A 26603-nucleotide genomic window follows, 5' to 3' on the forward strand; every position below is an offset into this window, starting at 1 on the left:
TGGGGCGCGAGATCAGCCATTCCGCGGTCGCCTCGGTCCTGCGCGGGCAGGGTTTCAGTCTGCAGCAGATGTTCAAGTGCGCGCCGTCGGCGCCGCCGTCGGGGTCGGCTTCTGGTTGTTCCTGCTGAACCTGCTGGTTCTCGTCGGTTACAGCCTCGCGCTGCGGTTCGACGAACGGGGTGGCCGGCCGTGGGCGGACCCCCGGGCCAGGGCCGACGTCAGAGTCAGAGGCCGACATCAGAGTCAGGGACGAACAGCCGCTTCGCGCCGAGGGGGATTCTCGGCGCGAAGCGGAGTGGTGGTGGCCGCCGGGCCCTCAGGCGGTCAGGCGGTCAGGGCAGCGGGGCCGACGGCGTTGCTGGTGTCGATGAAGGAGTCGGGCACCGGGTAGTCGCCGGCGATGAAGCTCAGGATGGCCGCGTGCATCGCCTCCACCGGGGCGATCGTCGCGGCGGTCGCGATGCCGCCGCTGCCCGTCACGTTGGTCATGGCGTACAGGTAGGTGTGGGCCGCGGCGTTCTCCAGGTTGAGGGCGAAGGCGGCGAGTTCGGGGACGGACTTCGTCGCCTTCAGCTTCGCGACCTCGCTCGCGGCGATCGTCAGCGGCGTGCCGGTGATCGTCGGCAGCTTGGCGCCGGACAGCACCCCGTTCCACGCCTTCGCGTGATCGGTGTGCTGCGAGCGGGCGAGGGTCGCGAACTCCCCGACCGCGGCGGGAACAGTGCCGTAGTCGCCGGCCTTCGCCTTCGCCAGTGCCATCGTGTACGCCGCGACGGCGAGGTTCTCCAGGGCCACGGCCAGCGCGACGACCCGCAGGTCCCCGGTGTACGGGCTGGCCTTGCCGGTCGGCGTCGCGCCGGCGGCGTACTGGCTGCCGCCGCTGTCCGAGCCGCCACCACAGGCCGCGAGCAGGCCCGCGCCGGCCGCCGCGATGCCACCGAGGAGCACGCCGCGGCGGCTGGTCGGGGGGGGGGGGGGGCCCCCCGGGGGGCCCCCCCCCCCCCCGGGGGGGGGGGGGGCCGCCCCCGGCGCCGCCCGCCTCCCGCCGGTGGTGTCGCGAAGCTCCTCCAGCGCCGCCGGGAACGTGTCCCGGTGCAGCGCGTCGAGGTCGCCTGTCAGCAGGCGCAGCTCCGCGTCGCCAATGCCCGGCTCGGCGCGCCGTACGACACGCCGGCGAGCCTGGTCACGCCTGGTCATCACAGGGCTCCTTCAGTGGCCGGGGAGGCCATCGAGGTGGGGTAGAAGGCGACGGGGAAGCCGACGCTGCCGGCGGCCTTCGGGAGCTTCGCCGCGTCGGGCGGCAGCGCGATCAGGTCGGCGGCACCGCCGCTGAGCAGCGCGGAGACGGCGAGCAGGATGGCCCGGTGCTGTGCCTCCACCGCGGCGACGCTGCCGAACAGCTGGCGCAGCATCGAGCTGCCGACCTGGCTGACGTTCTTCGTGTAGGTCTGCGCCGCGACGTCCTCCAGGGTGATCGCGAGCGACACGACGTCACCCGGCCCCTTGATTGTCGGCACGGCCGCCTGGACGACCTTCGCGTACTTCGGGTCCGGGGCGGTCTGGGCCTTGCCGCCGAGGCGGACCGCCGCCGCGTTGAACGCGGCGGCATGCTCGGTGTGCTGCGTCATCGTCTTCATCGAGAATGCCTTGACGACACCGTTCGCCTCGGCGCCGCCGACGAACGGCAGCGTCAGGGCGGTCTGGTAGGTGCTGACCGCGAGGTTCTCGATGGACGCGGCGGTCTGGAGAATCGCCACGTCGTTCGTCGCCGCGCAGGCGCGGGAACCCATCGCGAGCACGCCCGCGCCGGCCAGGCCGGCGGCGACCGCCGCGCCGCGGGCGGCGAACAACGGACGGGTGCCGGACGGGGTCGCCTCGACATAGTCGGCGACGGCCGCGCGGTTGGCCCGCATGGAGTCGCTGTGCAGATCCTCGGACGCCTCGCTCAGTTCCCGCAGGCGCCGTTCGTCAACGGTGTCAGACACCGCATCCTCCTGTGGCCGATGGTGCTCGCTGTCGGGGTGGTCACTGTCGGAGTGCTCGTCGGTGACCCGTGTCCCCGACTCCGCCGAGCGGCCGCACCGGCGGTGGACGACGAGGATTCGGAGCTGTCGGCCAGCCGGATGGGTCCGAGTCGCGGAAAGTTCCGGCCGGCGGCGAGATTCCCTGGCCCGGCGGCAATCCGACGGTTCGCTCGCTCCGAAGAACGAAGCAGCACCGCTGGCGCCAGCGCCACCGGTGATCGACCTGACGGCGACGCGGCGCCCGACGACGGTGCCCCCACCCCCGGCGCAGCCGGGCCGATCCCCCGCACTGGAGGTCCCGCCTGATGCAACGACGAACCGATGACGACGACGGGCGCGCGCTACGCGCCGTCGCCGATCACGACCCCACGCTGGACGCCGGCAACGGCACGTCCAGCGTGGACAGCGCCCTGCTGCGCGCCGGCCGCGGCGACACCCGCGCGTTCGCCGTCGTCTACGACCAGCTCGCCGCCCGGGTCTACGGACTGGTCCGCCGGGTCGTCCGGGACCCGGCGCAGGCCGAGGAGGTCACCCAGGAGGTCTTCGTCGAGGTCTGGCGGCAGGCGAACCGGTTCGACCCGGCCCGCGGGAACGCCACGGGGTGGATCTGCACCCTCGCGCACCGCCGCGCGGTCGACCGGGTGCGTTCCGCGCAGGCCGCGACGGACCGGGAGCGGCGGGCCGGCCCCATGGATGCGCGCGGCGGCGAGACCGGCTACGACGAGGTCGTCGAACAGGTGGAGCTGCGGATGGAGTACGAGCGGCTGCGCCGCTGCCTGCACGGCCTCACCGACCTGCAACGGGAGTCGATCTCCCTGGCCTACTACAGCGGTTACACCTACCGGGAGGTCGCGGAGATGCTCTCGACCCCGGTGCCGACCGTGAAGACCCGCATGCGCGACGGACTGATCCGGCTGCGCGACTGCCTGGGGGTGACCGCGTGACCTCGCCGGAGGCACACACGCTGATCGGCGCCTACGCCCTCGACGCGCTGGACGACGCCGAGCGCGCCAGGCTGGAGTCCCATCTCGCCGCCTGCCCCGAGTGCGCCACGGAGCTGCGGGAGCTGCGCGCGGTCGCGACCACGATGGGCGGCGCGGTTCCGAGGACACCGCCGGCGTCGCTGCGCGCGGCGGTCCTGCGGGAGATCGAAACGACGCCGCAGCTGCCGCCCCGGCTCGCCGACCGCCGTTCCCGCGGGCAGCGGCGGGCGACCTTCGCCGCGATCGCCTCAGGGGTCGCCGCGGTCGTCGCTTTCGTGGCGCTCGGTGTCGTCGGCACGTTGACGATCAACCAGCGTCATCAGCTCGCCGACGTCCGGGCCCAGGCGGCGGATCTCGAAGCGGTCGCGTCGGAGGTGGCGGCCCGGTCGGCGCAGCCGATGGCCGGCGGGGGCCGGCTCGCGGTCGTCGCCGTCGCGGGCCGGGCGTTCGTCGACATCCGCGACCTGCCTGACCTGCCGGCCAACCGGGTGTATCAGCTCTGGGCGGCGAGCGCGAAGGGCGTCGAGTCCGCCGGCATCGTCGGCGGCAACGTCGGACGGGCACACCGGCTCCTCGCGCTCGGCAAGGAGGCGACGGCCGTGAAGGTGACGGTCGAGCCAGCCGGCGGCTCCAAGCAGCCGACCAGCGCGGTCATCGGCTCGGCCCCCCTGCCGGGCTGACGCGGCCGGCCCGGGGCACGACGCGAGACGCGGCGCCGACGGCGGGCGCGCGGACATCCGGCCCTGACTCCCGCGGCGACCTCACACACCGCCGCCTACCCGCTCTGCCTGCGAACTCCCTCCTCCGCGCCATCCAGGTGGTCCGCTGAGCGGAACAGGGCGCTTGCCGACGGTGATCGACACCCAAATAATCGATCAGTGACCGGATCCATCGTGCGGTCAGGTCGGGACGGTGCCGGGGGCGGCGAACTCGGCCTGACGCGATCACGCGGGTGGAAGAGCCGTCCCTGGGCGATCGCCGGGTCTGCCGGCCCCGGCGTCCCGGTGCTCGCCGTGGCCGGGGCGGTTTTCGGCGCGGTCGTGCTCGTGCTGTCCGACTCGGGCCGGGATCCGAACACGACCACGGCCCTGTTCTCCGGCCTGGTCGGCGGGCTGTACCTGGTCACCGGCCTGGTCACGCATCTGCGCCGGCCGGGACGCCTCGGCCTGCGGATGGTGACGGTCGGGATCGCCTGGTTCGCCGAGGACCTGCAGATCTCCAGCGACCCGGGGCCGCACACCGCCGGGATGTTCCTGCGGTCGGCGGCCTCAGGATGCCTGGTGCACCTCCTGCTGGCCTTCCCGGACGGGCGGCTGCGCACCCGCGTCGAACGGATCCTGACCGGCGTGGTCTACGTGATCGTGGGCGTCCTCGTGCCGCTGGGGGTGCCGTTCTATCGGTCGGTGACGCCGAACCTGCTGTTCGTCGCCGATCTGTCCCGGCCGCAGAACACGCTGTTCGATGGCGCGCAGGTGGTCGTCGCCGTGGCCGTCGTCGCGCTGCTGGTCCGGCGCTGGATCGTCGCCACCCCGCCCGCGCGACGGGTGCTCGCGCCGGTGTACGGCGTCGGGCTCGTCGGGAGCATCGCGGCGATCCTGGACTCGGCGCTGGCGGAGTCCGGCGCGTCGTCGCTCAACGCGGTCGCCCACCTGGCGACCCTGGGGCTGCCGGTGGCGTTCCTGGCGGGGGCGCTACGGGTCCGGCTGGGCCGCACGGCGGTCGCGGACCTCCTGCTCGACCTGCCCCGGACACCGCATGCGGACCTGCGGGACCTGCTGGCCCGTGCGCTCGGCGACCCGACACTGCGCATCGCCTACCACCACCCGGACGAGACGGGCTCCCCCGACAGCTACGTGGACGGCGCCGGGCAGCCCGTCACGCCCGGCCCGTACGACGCGATCACACCGGTCCGGCGCGACGAGCGGGTGGTCGCCGTGTTCCTGCACGACCCCGCGCTGCGCGCCGACCGGCATGTCCTGCACGCGGTGAGCGCCGCCGCGGCCCTGGAGCTGGACAACCAGCGGCTCGCCGCGACGGTGCGGGCCCAGCTCGCCGAGGTCCGCGCGTCCCGGGTCCGTATCGTCGCCGCCGCCGACGAGCAGCGCCGCCGGATCGAGCGGGACCTGCACGACGGCGCCCAGCAGCAGCTCGTCACCACCGCGCTCGTGCTGCGCCTCGCCCGCGACCGGCTCGATCCCGAAGGGACCGACCGGGAGCTCGACGCCCTGCTCCGGCGGGCCGCCGACGGGCTGGAGGCGGGACTGACGGAGCTGCGCGAACTCGCCCGCGGTATCCATCCCGCCGTGCTGACGGAGGCCGGGCTGCTCCCCGCGCTGCGGGCGCTCGCCGCCCGCTCCGCCTCGCCGGTACGGGTCGTCGACGGCCCCGCACTGCCGCCGCTGGCGGCCCGGGTCGCCGCGACGGTCTACTTCGTCGCCGCGGAGGCCGTGACGAACGCGGCGAAACACGCCCGCGCCAGCGCGGTCCACGTGCACGTCCGGGCGTCCGGGAACCGGCTGCTCGTCACCGTCGCCGACGACGGCGTCGGCGGGGCCGACCTGTCGGCGGGCACCGGTCTGCTCGGCCTGCGTGACCGGGTCGCCGCGCTCGACGGCACCCTGGTCGTGCGCAGCTTCCCCGGCGCCGGAACGTCCGTCCACGCCGATCTCCCCCTGGAGGGACCGTGACCATCGCCGCCACCCCTGCCACCCCTGCCACGACCACCGCCACCACCGCCACCACCACCACCGCGTCGACGACGGGGGTGACGCGGGTCGTGCTCGCTGACGACTCGGCGTTGTTCCGGGTGGCGCTCGTCGAACTCCTGGAAGGCAACGGGTGCCGGGTCGTCGCGCAGGCCGGCGATGCGGAGCGGCTCCTCGACGCGGTCGAGCGGGAGCGCCCGGACCTCGCGGTGGTCGATATCCGGATGCCGCCCACCCAGCACCTGGAGGGGCTGCGCGCGGCCGTGCTGCTGCGGCGGCGCCACCCCGTGACGGGAACGCTGCTGCTGTCCCAGCATCTGGAGGTCGCGCATCTCGACGAGCTCGTCGGACGCACCGCGCGGGGCGTCGGCTACCTGCTCAAGGACCGGGTCACCGGGCCGGACTTCCTCGACGCCGTCCGCCGGGTGGCCGCCGGCGGCTGCGCGTTCGATCCCGAGGTCGTCCCGCTGCTCGCCGGCGGCCGGGGCAGACGCGACGAGCTGGCCGAACTCAGCCCCCGGGAACGGCAGGTCCTCGGGCTGATGGCGCAGGGCCGGTCCAACGCGGCGATCGCCGACGAGCTGCACCTGACGACCCGCACCGTCGAGACGCACGTCCGCAACATCTTCGTCCGGCTCGCGCTGCCCGACGAGACCGAGCACAACCGCCGCGTCCTCGCGGTGCTGACCTACCTGCGCTCGGCCTGACGCGCCACCAGCAACGCCAGCGCCGCCGCCGACAACGCCGACTTGGGCAGGAACCCGGCCGCGGTGGAACGCTCGACCGCGTCGCCGTAGTGCTCGGCGTCGCGCACCGAGCAGAACACCACCGTCGCGTCGGGCGCCGCGCTTCGCAGCTCCCGGCAGACGCTGAACCCGTCGGTGTCCGGCAGGGCGACGTCCAGCAGCACGATGTCGGGGCCCGCCGCGGGCACGCCGGCCAGCGCCTCGGCTCCGGTCGCGGCGTCCCCGACGACCTCGTAGCCGCCGCTTTCCAGCAGCGCCCGGGCGACGGCGCGAAACGGCGCGTTGTCGTCGACGATGAAGACGCGCCCCACCGCCACCCGGTCCATCCGCCGGACGGTAGCACCGCGGCCGGCCCATGCCATCAGTGTCATCACTGACGCGTCTCGCCGTGGAATGTCCGTGCTGGCACCGATGTGCCGGCGGCCGAACCACCCGAGACTTCCGGGCATGAAGCCTGTGCTGGCCGTGCTCGGACGCGCGCTCGCCGCGATCGGAGGTGGTCCCGGAGGCAGCTCGGGGGGTGGCTCCGGAACCATCCAGCAGCCGGGATGACCCGGCCCCGCGCGCCGTGGCAGCACCCGGCGCTGGCACCCGTGTACGCGGCGGTGGTCGCGTTCGGCGTCGTCTTCCTGGTGCACCTGTTCGGAGCCGTCACCGCGGACGTCACCGTCACCGTGTCGGTCACGCCGTCCGCTGCGTCCGCCTCGTCCACCGCGTCCGCCCGGGCGACGACGACCGTCTGCCTGCGACCTCCGGGCGGTTGGCACCTCGTCGACCCGAAACCGCAGGCCACCCCCGACCCGGCCGCGGCTGCCCAGGATCCCGCCGCCCCGGACCCAGCGGCCGGCCGGGGATGCCGGCCGGTTGTCGGGACGACCGGCGCGCCGTTCCGCCTCCGGGCGGACGGGCCGTGAGCGGGCGGGCCGCGCCGGGACGGAGCAACGGGGAGCCGGTCCCGCGATACGTGATCATGGTTGTCACCGTGGCGGGGGCGCTCGTCGCGGCCCTGGGTGGCTGGATGCTGTGGCTGCCCGCCCGGCCGGTCTGGTGGGCCCCGCTCGCCGTCGTCCTCGGGTCCGCCATCGGCGGCGTGCTGCTCGCGTGGCTGGTGGTGCTACCGGCACGCCCGGACGAACCGGCGCCGGAACCGGCTCACCGGCGGCCGACCGAGCCGGAGGGCCGCCACGCTGGTCGGCGCGCCCTCGACGCGGGTCCGCGGACCGTGCGGGACCCGGACGTCGAGCGACCGACACAGGTGATACTGCCGGTCGAGCGGCCGCCCGGCGCCCCGGCCGCGGGCCGGTGGTGGAACCAGGGTGCCCCGCCGCCCGCCGTCGGCAGGGGTGAGTCCGCGGCGCCCGACCGCCCGGCCACCCACGACCCCATCCAGGTACCCGAGGCGCCCCGCGTGGTGCAGTGCCCGCGTTGCGGCGCGTTCCGCGTCGACGTCGGGCACACGTCGGCCGGATACGCGTTCCGCTGCCGCGTCGACGCCCACGAGTGGACGTGGCGGCCCGGGACCGCGTGGCCGCCCACCGTCGTCGCGAGCCGTCGGCGCCGAGCCCCCTGACGACCTGGCGACCGACGACGAGCTCGCACGACGCCGACCGCGCCCCGACCAGGCGCGGACGGTTGACCAGCACGAATGGACGATCAGGACGGACGACGAGATGTACGAGCAGACCTTCTCCCGCGCTAACCCCGGCTGCATCGTGTTCCTGCTGGACCGATCCGACTCGATGAAGCAGCCGTGGCAGTCCAGCGGGGGCACGCTCGCCGAGGGCGCCGCCCGCGCCGTGAACAAGATCCTGCTCGACCTGTGCGTGAAGTCGGCGAAGGAGGTCGGTGGCCGGGCCCGGCACTACTTCGACGTCGGCGTCTTCGGTTACGGTGCCTGCCCGACGGCGGGCGGCGAGGGGGTCGAGCCCGCGCTCGGCGGCGGGCCGATCGTGCCGATCCCGCAGGTGTTCGACAGCCCGCTGCGGGTCGAGCCGCTGCGCGGTGGCCCCGACGATCCGACCGTCGACGCGGTCGCCGGCTCCCGGCTGCCCGTCTGGGTCGAGCCCGTGTTCGGCTACCGCACGCCGATGTGCCAGGCCATCGCGGCGGCCGGCGAGCACGTGTACGAGTGGGCGGCGAACCATCCCGACTCGTTCCCGCCGATCGTCATCAACATCACCGACGGGATGGTCACCGACAGCCCGTTCGACGGCGCCGACCTCGCCGAATGGGCCGCCCGGCTCACCTCGATCGAGACCCGGGACGGCGGGACGCTGCTGTTCAACATCTTCCTGTCGCCGACGATCGCGCCCGAGGTGCTGTTCCCCGTCACGGGTGCCGGGCTGCCCGCGCCGGGACCCGACCTGTTCGCGATCTCCAGCGCGCTGCCGGCGTCGATGGTCGCGAACGCACGGGGCGCCCGGGTGGAGATCGCCGACGGTGCCCGCGGGTTCGTGTTCAACGCGGGCCTGGCCACCCTCGTGTGGTTCCTGGAGATCGGCACCCGGGTCGCCGCCGTCCGGGACCGGTGAGGAGACGCGGATGATCCTCGCCCGCTCCACCTGTTTCGCCCTGGAGAAGCAGGGCAGCGCCGCGCTGGAATGGGAGGACGCCGCCGCGTACGACGACGGCGATCCGGCCGCGGGCACAGTGCCCCGCTATGTGGTCGTGGACGGGGCGACCGAGGCGTACGACGCGATCCGCTGGGTGGAACACCTTGTCGGTTCGTTCGTCGCCCGGCCTGGTCCCGTCCTCACCCCCGACGGGCTGGGGGCCTGGTTCGAGCAGGTCCAGCGGCTGTGGGTGGCCGAGGCGCCGACCAGGTTCGCGACGGTCATCGAGGAGCACAAGTTCCGCGCGGAGGGCTCGTTCGCGACGTTCCTGGGCTGCCGGCTGGCCGACCTCGACGGCCCGCGGGCCCGCTGGGAGGCCGCCGCGCTCGGCGACACCGTGCTGTTCCACATCCGTGCCGGGCGGCTGCTCACCCACTTCCCGCCGATCGGCGTCGACGAGTTCGGCCTGTCCCCCGACGGCATCAGCACCCACCCGCGGGCGCTCGGCCCGATGGTGCGTGGCCTGGGCCTGGCCGCCGGCGAGGTCCGCGCCGGCGACGTGCTGTTCATCGCCACCGACGCGCTGGCCGCCTGGCTGCTCGCACAGGCGGCGCACGACGAGGCGGCACTGTGGCCGGTACTCGTCGAGCTGGCGCACGACGCGACGTTCGCGGCCCTCGTCGCCGACCAACGCGCCACAGGCCGGCTGCACAACGACGACGTCACCCTGCTGCGCGTCCGGCTCGTCACCGACGAGCCCGCCGACCTGGTCGTGAACCTGTGACCGCGTATCCCTCCGCGGAGGACTACATCCGCGCCGTGCAGCAGCCCGCGGTCGTGTTCGACCGGCCCGAGCTGGTCGCGGCCCGCTTCGACGAGCATCCGATGCTGGGCATTCCCGTTCCCGCGTCGGGTTCCACGGCGGTGGTGTTCCGGGCGACGGTCGGCGGCAGCGCGCAGGCGCTGCGGTTCTTCACCCGTGACGACGCCGCCACCGAGGTGCGTTACACGGCGCTCAACGCCTGGTTCACCGAGCGGAACCTCACCGGGGACGTCGCCGTCTGCCACTGGGTGGAGCAGGCGATCCTGGTCAACGGGCGGCGCTGGCCGATGGTCCAGATGGAATGGGTCGAGGGGCGGACCCTCGACCAGCACGTCGAGGACCTTGCCGAGGCCGACGACCGGGCGGCGCTGACGGCGCTCGCCGACTCCTGGCGCGACCTGCTGCGCCGCACCCAGGCCGCCCGCTTCGCGCACGGCGACCTGCAGCACGGCAACGTGCTCGTCGACCCCGCCGGCCGGCTGCGCCTGGTCGACTTCGACAGCTCCTGGATCGCCCCGTTCGCCGGCTCACCGGCGCCGACGGAGGTGGGGCACCGCAACTACCAGCCCGAGAACCGCCGCTGGGGCCCGTGGATGGACACGTTCCCCGGCCTCGTCATCTACCTGTCGCTGCTGGCCCTCGCCCGCGATCCGGCGCAGTGGGAGCAGCTCAACGACGGCGAGAACCTGCTCCTGCGCGACCAGGACTACCAGCCGCCGCACCAGACCCGGGCCTGGTCCTCGCTGGAGCGGCTCCACGACCCGCGGATCGACCGGCTCGCCGCCCGGCTGCGGGCCTGCTGCGCGCCCGGCTGGACGGCCGCCGGCGACCTCGAAGGACTGCTCGCTCAACCCCTGCCCTGGTGGACCCGCTCGGAGACCACGCACCCGCCGGTCGCCGCGCCGCCCGGGTTCACCGGGCCCACCACGGTGCCGGCACATCCCCAGCCGCGGCCTGGCTCCCGGCCGACGGGTCAGACCACCTGGTGGCAGCAGCCGGCCGAGGCCGCCCAGCCCGCGCCGAGCCCCGCCCCGCCCGAGCAGCCGCGGCCGGCGACCGGCGACCGGCGGCGGCTGCGCACCGCCGGCAAGGTGCTGGGCGCCGCGGCCAAGGGAGCCCTGACCGCGTTCTTCTGCCTGCTCCTCTTCAGTCTCCTGGCTCCGGCCGGCGTGCCGCCGGCCCCGCGCGTCCTGCTCGCCGCCCTGCCAGCGCTGCTCGTCCTCATCCGTATGCGCCGGCGACGTCAGCGGAAACAACCACCGGGGAAGTCATGATGGCAGAGCGGATGTTCGGGCCGTACCGCATCGAGGCGGTGCTGGGACGCGGCGGTATGGGCGAGGTCTACCGCGCCTACGACACGGCGCAGCAGCGGATGGTGGCGCTCAAGCTGCTGCTGCCGAGCCTGGCCGGCGACCGGCAGTTCACCGAGCGGTTCCGCCGGGAAGCCGAGATCGCGGCGCAGCTGCGCGAGCCGCACGTGATCCCGATCCACCGCCACGGCGAGATCGACGGCCAGCTCTTCCTCGACATGCGGCTGGTGGAGGGCGACCATCTCGGCCGGGTCCTGCGCGACGGGCCGCTCGACCCGCTGATCGCCGTCAGCGTCGCCGAACAGGTCGCGGCCGCGTTGGACGCCGCGCACGCCGACGGGCTGATCCACCGTGACGTCAAGCCGTCCAACGTGCTGTGCGCCGGCGGCGGCCGGCCGACGGACTTCGTCTACCTCGTCGACTTCGGGATCGCCCGGTCCGTCGACGGCGCCGGCCTGACCACCACCGGCGCGATGATCGGCACGCTCGACTACATGGCGCCCGAACGGTTCGGGCCGGGGCGGGTCGACCACCGCACGGACGTCTACTCGCTGGCCTGCCTGTTCTTCGAGTGCCTGACCGCACGCCGGCCGTTCGAGGCCCCCGAGCGGCTCGGCCTGATCCGGGCGCACCTACAGGACCCGCCGCCCGCGCTCACCGCCGTGCGCCCCGGGCTGCCCGCGGCCCTGGACGCCGTGATCGCGCGGGGCATGGCGAAGGACCCCGCCGACCGGCATCCGTCCGCGTCCGCCTTCGCCGCCGCGATCCGCGCCGCCCTCACCCCCGCCGCCCCGGCGGCCCCGGTTCCGCCACCCGCCGCCCCGGCCCCCGCAGGTGCCTGGTGGACGCGCGGTCACGGCGCCGCCCAGACGCCGCCCAACCCAGCGCCACCTCCCACCCCACAGAACCCGCCCACCCCACAGAACCCGCCCACCCCGCAGAACCCGTCCATCCCGCAGGGCCCGCCCGCCCCGCCATCACCGCCTGCCCAGCCCTCCGTCACACCGGCCGCCGCGGCGCCGCCAACCCCGGCCGCACCGCCGAGGGCGTCCGGGACCGGCTGGTGGCAGACGCCCCGCCCGCCCTCGACACCACCCGCCCCCGCACCGACACCACCCGCCCCATCGGCGGCTGGGCCGCCTCCGCCCAAGGCACCACCGGCCCCACCCAAGGCCCCACCAGCCGCACCGCCGACGCCACCAGCCCCACCGCGGCCTGTCCCCCCGGCCGTGCCAACCACCCGGGTCGCCGCCGGGAGCCACTCCTGGAAACGACCGGCACCAGCCGCACCGCCGGCCACGTTCCCGGCAGCCGGGCCGGGCGGCGGCGGGCCACCCGCATCCGGTCGAAGCGGAACCTGGTGGGGGCGCGGCGCCACGGCGCTGCATCCGGTCGGGGCGGCGACGGTCGTCATCGGCCGCGGGCCCGAGTGTGACGTGGTGCTCGCCGAACCGCTCGTCTCGCGGCGGCACGCGGAGCTGCGTCAGGTCGGGTCGGAGTGGCACCTCGTCGACCTCGGCAGTTGGAACGGGACGTTCGTGAACGGCCGCCGGGTCGGCCAGGCGACGATCGGCCCTGACGACATCGTCGGCATCGGGCACGCGCTGCTGCGGCTGCAGGGCGGCACGCTCGTCGAGTACACCGACTCCGGCGACATCTCGTTCGAGGCCGACAACCTGGTTGTCACCCGCTCGGGCCGGCGCCTGCTCGACGGGGTCGGGTTCGCGTTGGGGCAGCGCAGCCTGCTGGCCGTCGTCGGGCCCAGCGGCGCCGGGAAGTCGACGCTGCTCGGCGCGCTGACCGGGCAGCGTCCCGCCGACTCCGGCGAGGTCCGCTACGCCGGCCGCGACCTGTATGCCGCCTACGACGAGCTGCGCCAGCGCATCGGGCTGGTCCCGCAGGACGACATCCTGCACCCGCAGCTCACCGTCCGCCGGGCCCTGCGCTACGCCGCCGAACTGCGCTTCCCCGCCGACACCCCGGCGGCCGAACGCAACGCCCGGGTCGAGGAGGTCATCGGCGAGCTGGGACTCACCGACCAGGCGGCGCAGCGGATCAGCACCCTGTCCGGCGGGCAGCGCAAACGCACCAGCGTGGCCCTGGAGCTGCTCACCCGCCCGTCGCTGCTCTTCCTCGACGAGCCGACGTCCGGCCTGGACCCGGGCATGGACAAGTCGGTGATGCAGACCCTGCGCACGCTGGCCGACGACGGCCGGACGGTCGTCGTCGTCACCCACTCGCCGGCCCAGCTCGACCTGTGCGACCGACTGCTGGTGCTCGCGTCGGGCGGCAAGCTCGCCTACTTCGGGCCGCCCGGCGAGGCGCTCGCGTACTTCGGCCAGCACGACTTCGCCGACATGTTCCTGCTGCTCGACCGTTCCCGCGAGGTCGACTGGACGGCCCGGTTCAAGGCCTCGCCGCAGTACGCGAAGTACGGGACGCCGAGCGCCCCGGCGCCGCCGGCCGCGGCTCCGGCGCGGGCCGTGCCGGACGCGCCGCCGCGCCAGCAGCCGGCGCTGCGCCAGTTCTCCGCGCTCGCCCGCCGCTACCTCGCGGTGATCGCGGCCGACCGGGCCTACGCCGTGTTCCTCCTGGCGCTGCCGCTGGTCCTGAGCCTCTTCGCGCAGCTGCTGCCCGGCGATGCCGGGCTGTCGTGGCGGAGCCTGCAGGTCGGCCCGGGCGGGGGTCCCGGCGGTGGGCCTGGTCCCGGCGCGGATCGCACGGACATCGCGCCGCTCATGCTCGTGCTCATCCTCGGCTGTGCGTTCACGGGGTTCGCCGGATCGTTCCGCGAGCTGGTCAAGGAGCGCTCGGTCTTCCAGCGGGAGCAGGCGATCGGGCTGTCCCGCGGCGCCTACCTCTGGTCGAAGCTCGCCGTCCTCGGCCTGATCACCTGCGTGCAGGCCGTGATCCTGGCCGTCGTGGGGCTGGCCGGCCAGCCGGGGCCGGACCACCCGCTGGTCCTGGGCGACGGGGTCACCGAGATCGCCGCCGCCATGACCGCCGTGACGCTGGCCGCGATGGTGCAGGGGCTGCTGGTCTCCGCGCTGATCGCGAACGCCGACCGCGGCATGCCGATCCTCGTCGTCATCCTGCTGCTGCAGTTCCTGCTGTGCGGGCTGCTCGTACCGCTGAACCACAGGCCGCCGCTGGAACAGGTGGCGTACCTGATGCCCGCCAGGTGGGGCTTCGCGCTGGTCGCGGCGACGACCGGCTATCAACACGGTCCCGATGACCCCCTGTGGCATGACCAGGCCGGCACCTGGACGTTCGATCTCGCCGCCCTGCTGCTGCTGACCGCCGCCCTCGCCGGGGCCATCTGGCTCGCGCTGCGCCGCGGGTCGACCTCGCGCCGCGGCCGGTGACCGCCGCCATCAGTACCTCTGAGAGCCTGTCCATCGCCCGCGTCGCGTCATGCCGCAGGGGCTGTTGGTGTCTTTCTGAACAATGACGCTCGAAGGTTGAGAATTATATTTCCCGAAGAGCGCCGATCTGTCGTTGCATACCCCTACCGAGGCCCTCGGCTAGCGGGCGGTGGACACGCAGCGGCGCGGTGTCGTCGGGGGTACCGGGTGCGGGTCCCGCACGCGAGATTCGTGCGACGATCACCCCTGTGGCACGACCGGCCGTGGGACGGCGATTCGCTGGAATCCCCGGCCTCGGCACGCCACGGCGGCGGCCTGCCGTCACGAAGCAGGTCGCGGCGCTGGTGCGGGCGTGTCATCCGGAGCCGACGGCGGCGGTGACGCTGTTCGCGGCGGCGCTCGCGGGGTCCAGCCGGCGGACGGCGGGCGGGGTGGGGCTGGTGGCGTCGGCGGTGCTGGCCGGGCAGCTCTCGGTGGGGTGGAGCAACGATCTCGTCGACCGGCACCGGGACGCGGCCGGGGGCCGGGGGGACAAACCGCTCGTCGCCGACGGGCTCGCGGCGGGGACGGTGGCGGCGGCCACGGCGTCGGCGCTGGTCGCGTGTGTGCCGTTGTCGCTGGCGTCGGGGCGGCGGGCCGGGCTCACCCACCTAGCGGCGGTCGCGAGCGCCTGGGGTTACAACCTCGGGCTGAAGGCGACGCCGCTGTCCGTCGTCCCGTACGCGGTGTCGTTCGCGCTGCTGCCCACGTTCGTCGTGCGGGGGCTGCCCGGCAGTCCCGAGCCGCCGTGGTGGCTGCCGGCGGCGGCGGCGCTGCTCGGCGCGGGCGCGCACTTCGCCAACGTGCTGCCCGACCTCGACGCCGATGCCCGCACCGGCGTGCGCGGCCTGCCCCAGCGCCTCGGGGCGGACGGTTCGCGCGGATCGGCCGCGCTGCTGCTCGCCGCCGGCTCCGCGGTGGCGGTGCTCGGGCCGGCTCGGCCGTCGCCCTGGCGGGTGAGCGTGCTGACCGCGGTGGGCGTGCTGACCGGCGTCGGCCTGCGCCGCGACGACGAGACCGCGTTTCGCACCGCGATGGCCGTCGCCGCGATCGACGTCGCGCTCGTCGTCGCCGCCGGTACCCGGCTGGACTGACCGGCGGCTCACCGCCGCCGGCGCGCCCGTGCCCACCAGCCGCCGGCCTGCCGCCAGCCGCCGGCCTGCCGCCGGCCACCGGCTGTCGGCGGAGGCGGGCCTGCTCGCGCCACGTCCGGCCCGGTCGAACGTGTACCGCCATTGTGTCGATGGTGGGAATGGGTTGGGCCTACCATTACCTTGAGATCGGTTACACCGCAGATCGTGCCGGGGAGATACCGGTTCGGTCGCCGGCCGACGGATCCGACGCCCAACCGGGAGACCCGTGAACGCTCCCCCGCTGCCGCGGCCCGCATCTCGCCGGCCCGCCCCTCGCCGGCCCGCCCCTCGCCGGCCCAGGAACGATCCCGCCCAGTACGACGACCTCACCGACGAGTGGTGGGGGACGCACGGGCAGTTCGCCGCGCTGCGCTGGCTCGCCGAGGCCCGGGGGCGACTCATCCCGGATCCGCCTCGTCCGGGCGCGCCGCTGCTCGACCTCGCCTGCGGCGCCGGGCTGCTGTCGGTGGCGCTCACCGGCCGGCTCGCCGGCTGGCGCCACGTCGGCGTCGACCTGTCGGCGCCCGCGCTGCGCCAGGCCGCCGGGCACGGGGTCGCGGCGATCCGCGCCGACGTGCACCACCTGCCGTTTCCCGACGCGCGGTTCTCCTGCGTCGTCGCCGGTGAGCTGTTCGAGCATCTCGCCGACCTCGACGGTGCCTGCGCGGAGATCGGCCGGGTGCTCGCGCCGGGCGGCACCGTCGTCATCGACACGCTCGCCGACACCCTGTTCTGCCGGCTCGCCCTCATCCGCGTCGCCGAGCATCTGCCCGGCGGGCCGCCGCGGCGACTGCATGACCCGAAGCTGCTCGTCTCGCCCGACCGGTTGGCCCGCGCGCTCGGCCGCGCCGGGATCGAGATGACCGTCGTCGGCGGGCTGCGCCCGTCGCTCGTCGACTACGCCCGGTGGCTGGCGCGCCGCGCCGATGCGGTCCGGATGCTGCCGACCGGTTCCACCGCCGGGGTCTACCAGGCGGTGGGCGTCCGATCCGTGACCGGAAAGGACCACCTGTGAACGCCCCGATCCCGTCGCCCCGCACTCTCGCCACTCACGACGACGCCAACGGCACCGAACCGGCCCACGTCGACGTCGACGGCGACGAACTCGCCGTCCGCGACGTCGATGGCGCCGCGCTCGCCCGCGGTGCCGTCGACGGCCTGGCCGGGCGGGCCGCCGAGGCCGACCGCGACGGCGAGCTGCCCGCCGCCGACCTCGACGAGCTGCGCGGCGCCGGGCTGCTGGGCCTGCTCGTGCCGAAGCGGCTCGGCGGGTCCGGCGGTGGTTTCGCCGACTGGGCGGACGCCGCGCGTGTCCTCGCCGCGGGCAGCGGCGCGACCGCGCTGGTCCTGAACATGCACACCTCGGTCGTCGGGGCGATGGCCAGGACGCCCGACGACCTCGCCCGGGCGATGGGCGCGCCGGAGTCGTTCTTCGCCGCCCGGGACCGGACGCTGGCGGACGCCGCGGCCGGGACGTTCATCGCCGTCGCGATGAGCGAACGGGGTGCCGGCTCCCGGCTGTCCGAGCTGCGGACCAGCTATCAGCCCGACGGCGAGGGCTACCGGATCACCGGCACGAAGTCGTTCTGCTCGGGGGCGTCGCACGCCGACGTCTTCTTCGTCGCCGCCCGCGCCGCCGAATCCGACCCGTCGGCCCCCGCGACGGTCAGTCATTTTCTCGTCCCGCGCGGACCCGGGGTGAGCGTCGAACCGAACTGGGACACCCTCGGCATGCGCGGCACCGGCAGCCACGACGTGCACCTCGACGTGTGGGTGCCGGCGGACGCGCTGGTCGGTGGTGTCGCCGGGCTGAGCCTGCTGGTCGCGCAGGTCATGCCGCAGTGGCTCGTCGCCTCCTACGCCGCCGTCTACGCCGGTGTGGGCCGGGCCGTGTTCGACGCCGGGATCACCCATGCCCGCGGCCGCGCCGGCACCGGGCTGGCCCGGGGACTCGCCGGGCTGCCCGCCGTGCGCGCCCGGTTCGGCCAGGCCGATGCCGCGCTCGCCGCACTCGACGCCGTCGTCGACGAATGCGCCCGCCGCGTGGATGCCGACCCGGGGTCGCCGTCCACGAACCAGTGGGTGTGGCGGGCGAAGCTGCTCGCCGGGCGTACCGCGCAGGACGTCGCCGCCTCGATCGTCGAGGCCTGCGGAACGTCGGTCACCCGCCGCGGGCATCCACTCGAACGGCTCTACCGCGATGCCCGGTGCGGCTCACTGCAACCCGCGACGAGTGACGTCTGCGCGGACTGGCTGGGCATCGCGGCGCTCGGCGGCGACCCGGAGGCCGACGCGGACGTGGCTCGGTGGTGAGCGCGGCGCCCGCCGCCGCGGTCATCACCGGCCTGGGTTCGGCCTTCCCCGACGTCTATGACCAGCAGGAGCTCTGGGACGACTACTTCACCCACCGGTACCGGGGGGACGCGCTGTCCCGCCGGCTGTTCCTCGGCTCCGGTGTCCGCACCCGCCATGGTGTGGTGAATCCGCGTCGAGAGGACGTCAGCGACTGGTCGACGGCGGCCCGGATGCGCCGCTACCTCGACGAGGCGCCGCCCCTGGGCCACCGGGCGGCGAGCGAGGCGCTGGCCGACGCCGGGATCAGCGCCGCCGACGTCGGGCTGTTCGTCGTCGTGTCCTGCACCGGTTACGCGACGCCGGGCCTGGACATCCGGCTCGCCCGCGAGCTCGGCATGGCGCCGACCGTGCGCCGGCTGCTCGTCGGCCACATGGGCTGCTACGCCGCGATTCCCGGGCTGGGGGCGGCGGCGGACTTCGTGCGGGCCCGCGGGCTGCCCGCGCTCGTGCTCTGCGTGGAGCTGACGTCGCTGCACGTCCAGCCCGCGCAGGAACATCGCGACCTGGAGCAGGTCGTCGCGCACGCGCTGTTCGGCGACGCCGCCGCCGCGGTCGTCGTCGTCCCCGACGCCGCCCACGGCCTGGAGGTCCTCGACACCACCGCCGTGACCGCGCCCGCCAGCGAGGACCTGATGAGCTGGCACGTCACCGACCACGGCTTCCGGATGGGCCTGTCGCCGCGGGTGCCGGGGGTGCTCGCCAAGCACGTCGAGGAGGCGACGGGGGCGTTGCTCGCGTCGACCGGCGCGGACATCACCGACGTCGGCGGGTGGGCCGTGCATCCCGGCGGCCCGCGCATCGTCGACGTCGTCGAGGAACGCCTGGGCCTCACCCCCGCGCAGACCGCGGCGACCCGCGGCGTCCTCGACACCCGGGGCAACTGCTCGTCGGGCACGGTCCTGCTCGTCCTCGACCAGCTCCGCCGGGGCCTCGCAGCCGACGCGACCGTCGTCGCGATGGCCTTCGGTCCCGGCCTGACGCTCTGCCTGGCGCTGCTACGCCACCGCTGACCGGCCGTTCCCCCGACGCCGGCGGATCATTTGTCGCCGTCGCGGTACCGCTCGACCTCCGCGCGGTTCGGCATTCTTCCCGCGGTGACGAAAAGTACGTTCTCGGTCAGCATGAAAGGCGAGTTCCCGTTTGCCAGCCCGGCGCCGGTGAGCGCGTCCGCGATGCGCCGCCGTACCGGGTCGTCCGCCCCGCGAAAATCCGCGATCACCACGCCGTGCTCGCGGAGCGCGGCGATGGCCTCAACCACGTTCTCGTAGCCGTCGACCACAAACGTAGGGGCTTCACCTGCGGAGTTCGTGCCTTCGCTCATGGAGCACATCCTTCTCCGGCGGGGACTACCCGGCTCGGGACTCGCGGTGCGCTGCCGCGCGGGGCGTTACAGGCGCGGCGGTCACCAGTCGTCATGGTCGAGAGAGGAGATCAGCCGACCCTGTGCGGCCGCGCAGCCGGCCCGCCGGGCCTGACCCGGCCCGCGCCGGACCGGCGTGGCCAGCGCTCTCACCCGCGGATCGGGAGCCGCCGAGAGGAGCAGGAAAGCGTGGTCCGTCGAGTTCCGACTACCGTCGGACCTGCTGAACAAGAACCCCGAGGAGAACCAGAAAGACGCCACCAATGGCCATTCCCACGATCTGGGCGGCGACAATCCAGGGCCCGCTGAGGACACGGCTGGAGCCGAAGATGGCGAGAGTACACAGCATGAGCACGAGACTCACCCCGATCGTCTCGGGTGCGAAACGGCCCGGCTGGTTCTCCATGGCTTTTTGCTCCTTCGCGAATCTGGTCACGGATCGGTCGGCTTTCATAGTAGATCCCGCCAGGGATCAACGGCGAAGTTCCGCAGCATCCACAGCGCGAGTGGCACGCGGTCGACGGTGACGACCGCGGTCCCTTCGACGGTTTCGGCGCCGGACCCAGCGTCGCGGTCGGCAGCACAGTGTGTTCGGCCCTCATCCTCGCCCTGGCCCAGCAGCTCGACGGCCCGGGCTTCACCGATTTCCACACCACCGCGCCTGGTTCCCAGGCCGGAAACCTGCCACCAGGCAGCGAATGAGGTTCGACAGGTCGGATCTTCCGGCCACATTCCAGCCAGGAATCATGGGAAACTGTGGGGTTGTCGCGCTCCTACCGCGTCGCGGACTCTCCACGGGGGGTATGGCCCGCAATGATCGAGTTGCCGCACTCTGCCGCGCTGCGCCCTCCGCTGGTGTCCGAGCCGGCCGAGAGGTCGCCGGAGCTGCGGATCCGGCGTGATGATGCCGCTTCGGCGGCGAGACCGGGTGCGTCCGACGGTGGGCTGCCGGCCCGAGGGGATGGCAGCCGGGGACGGGGCGTGCTCGAGGGTGCCGTGGACGTCCTCGACGCGCTGTCGCGCTTCGAGGCGGTGGGGCTGTCGGACCTTACCCGGCTGATCGGGCTGCCGAAGACGACCGTCCACCGGCTGCTCGAGCAGATGACCGCGTTGGACCTTGTCGACCGGACCGACGACGGCAGTTACCGGATCGGCGGCGGGCTGCGCCGGTTGGCGGCGCCGGACCGGGCCCTGCACGGCCTGACCCGGATCGGTCGGCCGCCGGTCACGTCGCTGAGCGCGAGCACCCGCTCGGCGATCACGCTGGTCGTCCTGCGGGAGCGGACGCTGATGATGGCCGCCGTCGCCGCGCCCGAGCGGGGCATCGACCTGCGTGAGTCGCGGACCTCGTTTCGGCTCGACACCGCCGTGGGCCAGGTTCTGCTCGCCGCGGCGCCGGAGTCCGAACCGCCGCCGAGCATGTCGCCGCGGCAGTGGCAACGGGCGCGGGCGGCCATCCGACGCGAGGGCGCCGCGCTCGACCGCCAGGATCTCGCCGACGGGGTCTGCTGTGCGGCGGTACCCGTGCGGAACCAGGACGGTGCGGTGGTGGCCGCACTGGCATCCGTCATGATCGCCAGCCAGATACCCGCCGGCCTGGTCGAACAGCTCCGGCGTACCGCCACCCAGCTCGGTCGGCGGATCCCCGGTTCACCGACCGGGCCGGTGGCGCTCGTGGAGCGCCGCTGATTCCCGCGCCACGCGCGGAAGATCGACCTATCCCCTCGTATATCGTCACTCTCCGACGTCTGGGCATCATTCATCGCGGTGGCAGCGGGGAGCGGACAGGTGCCTTTCACGTTGAGCCACCCGGCGGCGGTGCTGCCGCTGCGGCGACTGGGCCTGCCGATGAGCGCGCTGGTGGCCGGGTCGATGGTGCCGGACATCCCGGTGTTCTTCAGCTGGCCGGGGGTCTACGGGTTCACCCACAGCCCGCTCGGGGTGGTGACCGCCGACCCGGTGCTGGCCGTGGCCGCCCTGGCCCTCTGGTTCTGCCTGATCCGCGATGCCGTCGTCGACCTGAGCCCCGATCCGGTCAGGTCGCGACTCACGGCCCGCGCCCGGCCCACGCGCCGTCAGTGGCTGCTGGCGCCGGTCGCCGCGGCCGTGGGGGCGATGACGCACGTCGGCTGGGATGCCTTCACCCATCATGACCGGTGGGGCGTGCGCCAAGTGCCGTGGCTGGCCGCCGACCATGGCGGCCTGGCGGGCCACGCGTGGCTCCAGTACGGGTCCAGCGTGTTCGGGTTCGCTGTCGTCGGGGCGGCCAGCGTCGCCTGGCTGCGCGCGGCGCCGCGCGGGCCGCTACGGCCGCCGCGGCACGCGTCGGGGCCGGCCGTGCTCGCGGGCATCGGCGCGATCGCCGTGGCAGCGAGCGCCGCCGCGGCGCTGGCGAACCTGCCGGACGGGGTGCGCACCGCCGCGTATCACGGCATCGTCACCGCCGTCATGACGCTGGCGACCGGCCTGCTCCTGATCGCCGTCGGATGGCGGGTGGCGCGGTGGCGACGGCCGCTCGCCGGGCCGGACCCCACCTGATCCACCGGAGCCGACCACGCACGGTCATCCCACCGCTTAGCGGCGGCGCCTCAGGGGGACGACGGGTCGGCGTGCGGCTGGGTGGTGGTGGTTGCCGTCGTACCTGCGGTGGTGGCGGCGCGGCGCAGGCGGATGATCGCGGTGGCGTCGAGCTGGCCCTCGCCGCGGGCCTGGGAGGCGGCGAAATCGCGTTCGGCGAGGTCCGCGAGGGGCACCGGGATGCCGCGCCGGGCCGCTTCGGCGAGGCAGATCCGCAGGTCCTTGCGCATCCAGTCGACGGCGAAACCGAAGTCGAACTCGTCGCGGATCATCGTCTCGGCACGGTTGTTCAGATACCAGGAGCTGGCGGCGCCGCCGGTGACCGCGGGGAGCACCACGGCCGGGTCGAGGCCGGCGGCGACGGCGAAGTTCAGCGCCTCCGCCGCGCCCTCGATCGCCGCGGCGACGAGGATCTGGTTGACCATCTTGGTGAGCTGACCGCTGCCGACCGGCCCGATCCGCGTGATCGTCGCACCGTAGCTGGCCAGCACCGGACGGACCCGTTCGAGGACATCCGGGTCGGCGCCGCACATGATGCTGAGCTTCCCCGCCTCCGCGCCGGCCTGCCCGCCGGACACCGGCGCGTCGACGAACCCGACACCGCGCTTGGCCGCCTCGGCGGCGATCTCGGTGGCCAGCTCGGCGGACGTCGTCGTGTGGTCGACGATCGTCGCGCCCGGCGCCAGCGCGCCCAGCACACCGTCCGGGCCGGTGACGACGGCGCGGACGTCGTCGTCTGCGCCCACGCACAGGCAGACCACGTCGGTGCCCGCCGCCGCTGCCGCCGGGGTCCGACCCACCGTGCCCTGATGCTGCTCGGCCCACCGCTGCGCCGTGGCCGGCGTGCGGTTGAAGACCGCCGCCTGGAACCCTGCCCCCGCGATGTGGCCGGCCATCGGAAAGCCCATCTTCCCGAGACCGATGAAGGCAACCCGCATCAGCGCGCACTCCCGTTTCATGGATGTTGCCGGTCTACCGGTAGCCGTTGCCGAACGACTCGCGAACGGTATTCGATCCGAAAAGCATCGTCGACCACACGGTCGCGGCGGCGGTGCACTGGTCGCCGACCGGGGTGTGGACGCCACGCGGGCCGATCACCTGGTGTGCACTCCGGCGATCTCAGGATGGGGTATCTCGGCTGGAGCGGAAACCAGCGTGGTCTGCGCTGGTACCGTGCGGCCGCGTACCGACGGGCCGCTGTAACGTCGCTGGCATGCTGCCAGGTGAGCTGCGGGCCATCGACCGCGTCCGGCTGCGGGCCGTCGTGGGAGACCTCACCTACAAACGCGCGCTGCAGTACACCCAGCAGGGCGCCGTCAGCGCGGTGTCCTGGCAACGGGCGACGAACGCGATCACGGGCCGGGTGAAGGGAAGCCACGGCGAGGTCTACCTGACCACCGCGTTCCTCACGGACGGCGACCATCCGCAGCCGTGGCAGTTCGGCAGCGGCGAGTGCAGCTGTCCGGTGAGTGTCGACTGCAAGCACGCCGCCGCGCTCGTGCTGACGGCGGCCCAGCAGGCGACCGGGGCCGCCACCGGCCGCCGCGGGACGTCCGCTCCCACCTGGGCTTCCACCCTGTCGGATCTGCTCGGCGACGGGCCGGGCGAGGACGGGCCGGCGCAGGCGACGCCGCTGGCGATCGAGCTGACGCTGTCCGCCGAGGCGCCGACGGGACGGGCCGGACGCGGCAAACCGTCCCTGCGCGTGCTGGCGCGCATCGTGAAGCCCGGAAAATCCGGCTGGGTGGCGGCGCTCCCCTGGTCGAAACTGATGTCGCCGTACGGGCACCATCAGCGGGAGGCATATCTTCCGGCGCACCTGCGGATCCTGCGGGAGATGTACGCCGTCCACCAGGCCGGCGAGGAGGTGCCGGCGTACGGCCAGTATTCCTATGGCTACGCCGACGTGAAGCACCTCGACCTCTGCGCGTTCGCGAGTGCGCGGCTGTGGCCGCTGCTCGACGAGGCCGCGGCCGCGGGAATGCCGCTGGTGCACCGCCGCAAGAGCGTGGGGACCGTCGAGCCATACGGGTCGGCGGAGCTGTGCCTTGACATCGCCGACTCCGCCGCGGCGCTCACCGTCCGGCCGGTGCTGCGGTTCGTCGAGGCGCAGCGGGACGGCGAGGCGCAGCGGGACGTCGCGCCGTTCGCCTTCCTCGGTGGTCACGGCGTCGTCGGGGTCGATCGCGCCGAGATCCAGGCGACGGACCAGCACGAGAGCTGGCACCTCAGGCTGGCCCGGCTGACGGCGCCGGTGCCGCCCGCACTGGTCCGGATCGCCGTGGAGAACAGCAGTCTGCGGATTCCGGCCGCCGAGCGGCCGCGGTTCCTCGCCGACTACTACCCGCGCCTGACCCGACTGGCCAGGATCGTTTCCCACGACGGGTCGTTCGAACCGCCGGTGATCGCGCCGCCCGCCCTCGTCGCCCGGGCGGACTACGGCCCCGACCACACCGTCGACCTGCGCTGGGAGTGGGACTACGCGGTCGGCGACACCCGCCGGCGCGCCCCCCTGTACGACGACGGACCGGACCCGGCCGCGGCCGCCCACCGGGACCGGGCCGCCGAGGCCGAGATCCTGACCAGCCTGAACCTGCCGGCCGACGCCGGTCGGCTCCTCGCGCCCGGCGGCGACGGGGCAGCGGGCCTGGCCGCGTCCGTCCGGCTGCGCGGCGTCGACACGATGCGGTTCACGACCGAACTGCTGCCGCGCCTGGCCGCGGACGACCGGATCGCCGTCGAGGTCGGTGGCCGGCCTGCCGACTACCGCGAGGCCGGGGACGCGCTGCGGATCGAGGTGTCGACCGACGACGTGCCGAACGAACCGGACTGGTTCGATCTCGGGATCACCCTGCGCCTCGACGGGCATGAGATCCCTTTCTCGTCCGTCTTCCTGGCCCTGGGCCGGGACGAGTCGCACCTGCTGCTCGACGACGGCGCCTACTTCAGCCTCGACAAACCCGAGCTGCGGCAGCTACGCGCGCTGATCGAGGAGGCACGGGCGCTGCAGGACACCGCCGGCGGGACGCTGCGCCTGAGCCGGTTCCAGGCCGGGCTGTGGGAGGAACTGGTCGAACTCGGCGTCGTCACCCGCCAGTCGCGGGCCTGGCAGCGGCAGGTCGAGGCCCTGCTGTCCGTCGACACGGCCGGCGCGCAGCAGCCGCCGGACACCCTGCGGGCCGGCCTTCGGCCCTACCAGGTCGACGGTTTCCGCTGGCTGAGCCGGCTGTGGGACTGCCAGCTCGGCGGGATCCTCGCGGACGACATGGGCCTCGGCAAGACGCTGCAGTCACTCGCGCTGATCTGCCACGCCCACGCGCGCGACCCGGATCTGCCGCCGTTCCTCATCGTCGCGCCGACGAGCGTCGTGGCGAACTGGGCCGCCGAATCCGCCCGGTTCGCCCCACACCTGCGGATCACCGCCATCGCCGACACGCTGCGGCGCCGGGGTGAGACCCTCGACGAGGTGCGCGCTGCCGCCGACGTCATCGTGACGTCCTACACGCTTTTCCGACTCGACGCCGACGCGTATTCCGCGGCCGACTGGGCCGGGCTGGTTCTCGACGAGGCGCAGGTCGTCAAGAACCACCAGTCGAAGGCCTACCAGTGCGCGCGGCTGCTGGCCGCGCCGTTCAAACTGGCGGTCACCGGAACGCCGCTCGAGAACAACGTGATGGAGCTGTGGTCGCTTTTGTCGATCACCGCGCCGGGGCTGTTCCCGAACCGGACGCGATTTCAGGACTACTACGCCCGCCCCATCGAGAAACTCGGTGACGCCGAACTCCTCGACCGGTTGCGGCGGCGGATCAGGCCACTGGTCATCCGGCGGACCAAGGAACAGGTCGCGCCGGACCTCCCCGCCAAGCAGGAACAGGTCATCGACGTCGACCTGCACCCCCGGCACCGCCGCGTCTACCAGACCCGGCTCCAGCGCGAACGACAGAAGGTCCTGGGCCTGATCGACGACATGAACCGCAACCGCTTCACCATCCTGCGGTCCCTGACGACGATGCGCCAGCTCAGCCTGCACGCGGGGCTCGTCGACGAGGCGCACGACGACCTGCCCAGCGCGAAGATAGACGTCCTGCTCGAACATCTGCACGACGTCGTCGACGGCGGGCACCGCGCGCTCGTGTTCAGCCAGTTCACCAGATTCCTCGGCCGGGTGCGGGAAACCCTCGACGCCGCCGGCATCGACTACTGCTATCTCGACGGCGCGACCCGCAACCGGCCGGCGGTCCTGCGCCGTTTCAAGGAGGGCACCGCCCCGGTCTTCCTCATCAGTCTCAAGGCCGGCGGCTCCGGTCTGAACCTGACCGAGGCGGACTACTGCTTCCTGCTCGACCCGTGGTGGAATCCCGCCACCGAGGCCCAGGCGGTCGACCGTACCCACCGCATCGGCCAGACCCGCAATGTCATGGTGTACCGCCTCGTCGCCAGGGACACCATCGAGGAAAAGGTTATGGCGTTGAAGGCACGCAAGGCGGAACTGTTCGCCAGCGTCCTGGACGGCGGCGAGTTCGTCGACACCACCCTCGACGCCGACGACATCCGCCAACTGCTGTCCTGACGCTCCCCGACCGCAGCGGCCGCGCGCGGAACGTCCGGCGCGCAGGAGCGTGATGGCGCGG

General features: G+C 73.9%; 26 protein-coding genes. 17 read left to right on the top strand and 9 right to left on the bottom strand.

The window, feature by feature from the left end:
• The 3 genes from MXD60_RS18640 to MXD60_RS18650 form a co-directional block, all read right to left on the bottom strand.
• On the bottom strand, positions 1–238 hold a 238-nt coding region (locus tag MXD60_RS18640), incomplete at its 3' end, for a hypothetical protein (RefSeq protein ID WP_248820595.1).
• A gap of 86 nt (positions 239–324) precedes the next feature.
• Complete coding sequence (locus MXD60_RS18645) at positions 325–1197, bottom strand: ferritin-like domain-containing protein (protein ID WP_248820596.1); 873 nt, start codon at positions 1195–1197, stop codon at positions 325–327.
• On the bottom strand, positions 1197–1985 hold the full coding sequence (locus MXD60_RS18650; protein ID WP_248820597.1) for a ferritin-like domain-containing protein: 789 nt from the start codon (positions 1983–1985) through the stop codon (positions 1197–1199). The genes MXD60_RS18645 and MXD60_RS18650 overlap by 1 nt, the downstream gene beginning before the upstream one ends.
• A 344-nt stretch (positions 1986–2329) precedes the next feature.
• On the opposite strand from MXD60_RS18650, the gene sigK reads away from it, so the two are divergent.
• The 4 genes from sigK to MXD60_RS18670 all read left to right on the top strand — a co-directional run bounded on the left by sigK (position 2330) and on the right by MXD60_RS18670 (position 6419).
• On the top strand, positions 2330–2968 hold the full coding sequence (gene sigK / locus MXD60_RS18655) for an ECF RNA polymerase sigma factor SigK (protein WP_248820598.1): 639 nt from the start codon (positions 2330–2332) through the stop codon (positions 2966–2968).
• Entirely contained in the window at positions 2965–3687 is a 723-nt protein-coding gene (locus MXD60_RS18660; protein WP_248820599.1) for an anti-sigma factor, read from the top strand. Before sigK ends, MXD60_RS18660 begins: the two co-directional genes overlap by 4 nt.
• A 198-nt stretch (positions 3688–3885) precedes the next feature.
• On the top strand, positions 3886–5694 hold the full coding sequence (locus tag MXD60_RS18665; RefSeq protein WP_248820600.1) for a sensor histidine kinase: 1809 nt from the start codon (positions 3886–3888) through the stop codon (positions 5692–5694).
• The gene (locus MXD60_RS18670; RefSeq protein WP_248820601.1) at positions 5691–6419 is read left to right on the top strand and encodes a response regulator transcription factor; all 729 of its coding nucleotides are present in this window, start codon (positions 5691–5693) and stop codon (positions 6417–6419) included. Before MXD60_RS18665 ends, MXD60_RS18670 begins: the two co-directional genes overlap by 4 nt.
• On the opposite strand, the gene MXD60_RS18675 is transcribed toward MXD60_RS18670, so the two are convergent.
• The gene (locus MXD60_RS18675; RefSeq protein ID WP_248820631.1) at positions 6401–6784 is read right to left on the bottom strand and encodes a response regulator transcription factor; all 384 of its coding nucleotides are present in this window, start codon (positions 6782–6784) and stop codon (positions 6401–6403) included. The two genes, MXD60_RS18670 and MXD60_RS18675, sit on opposite strands and share 19 nt — an antisense overlap.
• A 222-nt stretch (positions 6785–7006) precedes the next feature.
• Between MXD60_RS18675 and MXD60_RS18680 the strand changes: the two genes are divergently transcribed.
• The 10 genes from MXD60_RS18680 to MXD60_RS18725 all read left to right on the top strand — a co-directional run bounded on the left by MXD60_RS18680 (position 7007) and on the right by MXD60_RS18725 (position 19045).
• Positions 7007–7372 carry a hypothetical protein gene (locus MXD60_RS18680; protein ID WP_248820602.1) on the top strand — a complete coding sequence of 122 codons (366 nt, stop codon included), beginning with the start codon at positions 7007–7009 and terminating at the stop codon, positions 7370–7372.
• Positions 7373–7428: 56 nt separating this feature from the next.
• Positions 7429–8028, top strand: a complete 600-nt coding sequence (locus MXD60_RS18685) for a hypothetical protein (RefSeq protein WP_248820603.1) — start codon at positions 7429–7431, stop codon at positions 8026–8028.
• A gap of 100 nt (positions 8029–8128) precedes the next feature.
• A complete protein-coding gene (locus MXD60_RS18690) occupies positions 8129–8989 on the top strand; it encodes a vWA domain-containing protein (protein ID WP_248820604.1) in 861 nt (286 codons plus the stop codon).
• Positions 8990–8999: 10 nt separating this feature from the next.
• Complete coding sequence (locus MXD60_RS18695) at positions 9000–9794, top strand: hypothetical protein (RefSeq protein WP_248820605.1); 795 nt, start codon at positions 9000–9002, stop codon at positions 9792–9794.
• Positions 9791–11107, top strand: a complete 1317-nt coding sequence (locus MXD60_RS18700; protein ID WP_248820606.1) for a protein kinase family protein — start codon at positions 9791–9793, stop codon at positions 11105–11107. Before MXD60_RS18695 ends, MXD60_RS18700 begins: the two co-directional genes overlap by 4 nt.
• On the top strand, positions 11107–14508 hold the full coding sequence (locus MXD60_RS18705; protein WP_248820607.1) for a protein kinase domain-containing protein: 3402 nt from the start codon (positions 11107–11109) through the stop codon (positions 14506–14508). Before MXD60_RS18700 ends, MXD60_RS18705 begins: the two co-directional genes overlap by 1 nt.
• A gap of 248 nt (positions 14509–14756) precedes the next feature.
• Positions 14757–15641, top strand: a complete 885-nt coding sequence (locus tag MXD60_RS18710) for a UbiA family prenyltransferase (protein ID WP_308222535.1) — start codon at positions 14757–14759, stop codon at positions 15639–15641.
• Between the two features lie 265 nt (positions 15642–15906).
• Positions 15907–16695, top strand: coding sequence for a class I SAM-dependent methyltransferase (locus MXD60_RS18715; RefSeq protein ID WP_248820608.1), 789 nt, complete (start codon positions 15907–15909; stop codon positions 16693–16695).
• Positions 16692–17993, top strand: coding sequence for an acyl-CoA dehydrogenase family protein (locus MXD60_RS18720; protein WP_248820609.1), 1302 nt, complete (start codon positions 16692–16694; stop codon positions 17991–17993). The genes MXD60_RS18715 and MXD60_RS18720 overlap by 4 nt, the downstream gene beginning before the upstream one ends.
• Entirely contained in the window at positions 17990–19045 is a 1056-nt protein-coding gene (locus MXD60_RS18725; protein WP_248820610.1) for a type III polyketide synthase, read from the top strand. The genes MXD60_RS18720 and MXD60_RS18725 overlap by 4 nt, the downstream gene beginning before the upstream one ends.
• Before the next feature lie 26 nt (positions 19046–19071).
• On the opposite strand, the gene MXD60_RS18730 is transcribed toward MXD60_RS18725, so the two are convergent.
• From MXD60_RS18730 to MXD60_RS18740, 4 genes are all read right to left on the bottom strand, one after another.
• Positions 19072–19356: a hypothetical protein gene (locus MXD60_RS18730; protein WP_248820611.1), complete on the bottom strand. Its 285-nt coding sequence runs from the start codon at positions 19354–19356 to the stop codon at positions 19072–19074.
• Between the two features lie 81 nt (positions 19357–19437).
• Entirely contained in the window at positions 19438–19710 is a 273-nt protein-coding gene (locus tag MXD60_RS29985; protein ID WP_368861253.1) for a glycosyltransferase, read from the bottom strand.
• Positions 19604–19849, bottom strand: coding sequence for a hypothetical protein (locus MXD60_RS18735; RefSeq protein WP_248820612.1), 246 nt, complete (start codon positions 19847–19849; stop codon positions 19604–19606). The genes MXD60_RS29985 and MXD60_RS18735 overlap by 107 nt, the downstream gene beginning before the upstream one ends.
• A complete protein-coding gene (locus tag MXD60_RS18740) occupies positions 19846–20046 on the bottom strand; it encodes a hypothetical protein (RefSeq protein ID WP_248820613.1) in 201 nt (66 codons plus the stop codon). The genes MXD60_RS18735 and MXD60_RS18740 overlap by 4 nt, the downstream gene beginning before the upstream one ends.
• 330 nt (positions 20047–20376) lie before the next feature.
• Between MXD60_RS18740 and MXD60_RS18745 the strand changes: the two genes are divergently transcribed.
• Positions 20377–21084 (top strand): IclR family transcriptional regulator, encoded by a 708-nt coding sequence (locus MXD60_RS18745; protein WP_248820614.1) that lies wholly within the window; start codon positions 20377–20379, stop codon positions 21082–21084.
• 99 nt (positions 21085–21183) lie between these two features.
• Complete coding sequence (locus tag MXD60_RS18750) at positions 21184–21933, top strand: DUF4184 family protein (RefSeq protein ID WP_248820615.1); 750 nt, start codon at positions 21184–21186, stop codon at positions 21931–21933.
• A 50-nt stretch (positions 21934–21983) separates the two neighbouring features.
• On the opposite strand, the gene MXD60_RS18755 is transcribed toward MXD60_RS18750, so the two are convergent.
• Positions 21984–22931, bottom strand: coding sequence for an NAD(P)-dependent oxidoreductase (locus MXD60_RS18755; RefSeq protein WP_248820616.1), 948 nt, complete (start codon positions 22929–22931; stop codon positions 21984–21986).
• Positions 22932–23185: 254 nt separating this feature from the next.
• Here MXD60_RS18755 and MXD60_RS18760 point away from each other — a divergent pair, with 254 nt between their 5' ends.
• Complete coding sequence (locus MXD60_RS18760; RefSeq protein WP_248820617.1) at positions 23186–26542, top strand: DEAD/DEAH box helicase; 3357 nt, start codon at positions 23186–23188, stop codon at positions 26540–26542.
• The last annotated feature ends 61 nt before the right edge of the window (positions 26543–26603 follow it).

The sequence above is a fragment of the Frankia sp. AgB32 genome (genome assembly GCF_023243045.1).
Classification (GTDB): domain Bacteria; phylum Actinomycetota; class Actinomycetes; order Frankiales; family Frankiaceae; genus Frankia.

Excerpts from the sequence above, each read along its gene's own strand:
- MXD60_RS18645 (WP_248820596.1), bottom strand. The coding sequence starts at position 1,197 with ATGACCAGGCGTGACCAGGCTCGCCGGCGTGTCGTACGGCGCGCCGAG.
- sigK (WP_248820598.1), top strand. The coding sequence starts at position 2,330 with ATGCAACGACGAACCGATGACGACGACGGGCGCGCGCTACGCGCCGTC.
- MXD60_RS18675 (WP_248820631.1), bottom strand. The coding sequence starts at position 6,784 with ATGGACCGGGTGGCGGTGGGGCGCGTCTTCATCGTCGACGACAACGCG.
- MXD60_RS18680 (WP_248820602.1), top strand. The coding sequence starts at position 7,007 with ATGACCCGGCCCCGCGCGCCGTGGCAGCACCCGGCGCTGGCACCCGTG.
- MXD60_RS18685 (WP_248820603.1), top strand. The coding sequence starts at position 7,429 with ATGGTTGTCACCGTGGCGGGGGCGCTCGTCGCGGCCCTGGGTGGCTGG.
- MXD60_RS18690 (WP_248820604.1), top strand. The coding sequence starts at position 8,129 with ATGTACGAGCAGACCTTCTCCCGCGCTAACCCCGGCTGCATCGTGTTC.
- MXD60_RS18695 (WP_248820605.1), top strand. The coding sequence starts at position 9,000 with ATGATCCTCGCCCGCTCCACCTGTTTCGCCCTGGAGAAGCAGGGCAGC.
- MXD60_RS18705 (WP_248820607.1), top strand. The coding sequence starts at position 11,107 with ATGGCAGAGCGGATGTTCGGGCCGTACCGCATCGAGGCGGTGCTGGGA.
- MXD60_RS18730 (WP_248820611.1), bottom strand. The coding sequence starts at position 19,356 with ATGAGCGAAGGCACGAACTCCGCAGGTGAAGCCCCTACGTTTGTGGTC.
- MXD60_RS18735 (WP_248820612.1), bottom strand. The coding sequence starts at position 19,849 with ATGAAAGCCGACCGATCCGTGACCAGATTCGCGAAGGAGCAAAAAGCC.
- MXD60_RS18755 (WP_248820616.1), bottom strand. The coding sequence starts at position 22,931 with ATGAAACGGGAGTGCGCGCTGATGCGGGTTGCCTTCATCGGTCTCGGG.
- MXD60_RS18760 (WP_248820617.1), top strand. The coding sequence starts at position 23,186 with ATGCTGCCAGGTGAGCTGCGGGCCATCGACCGCGTCCGGCTGCGGGCC.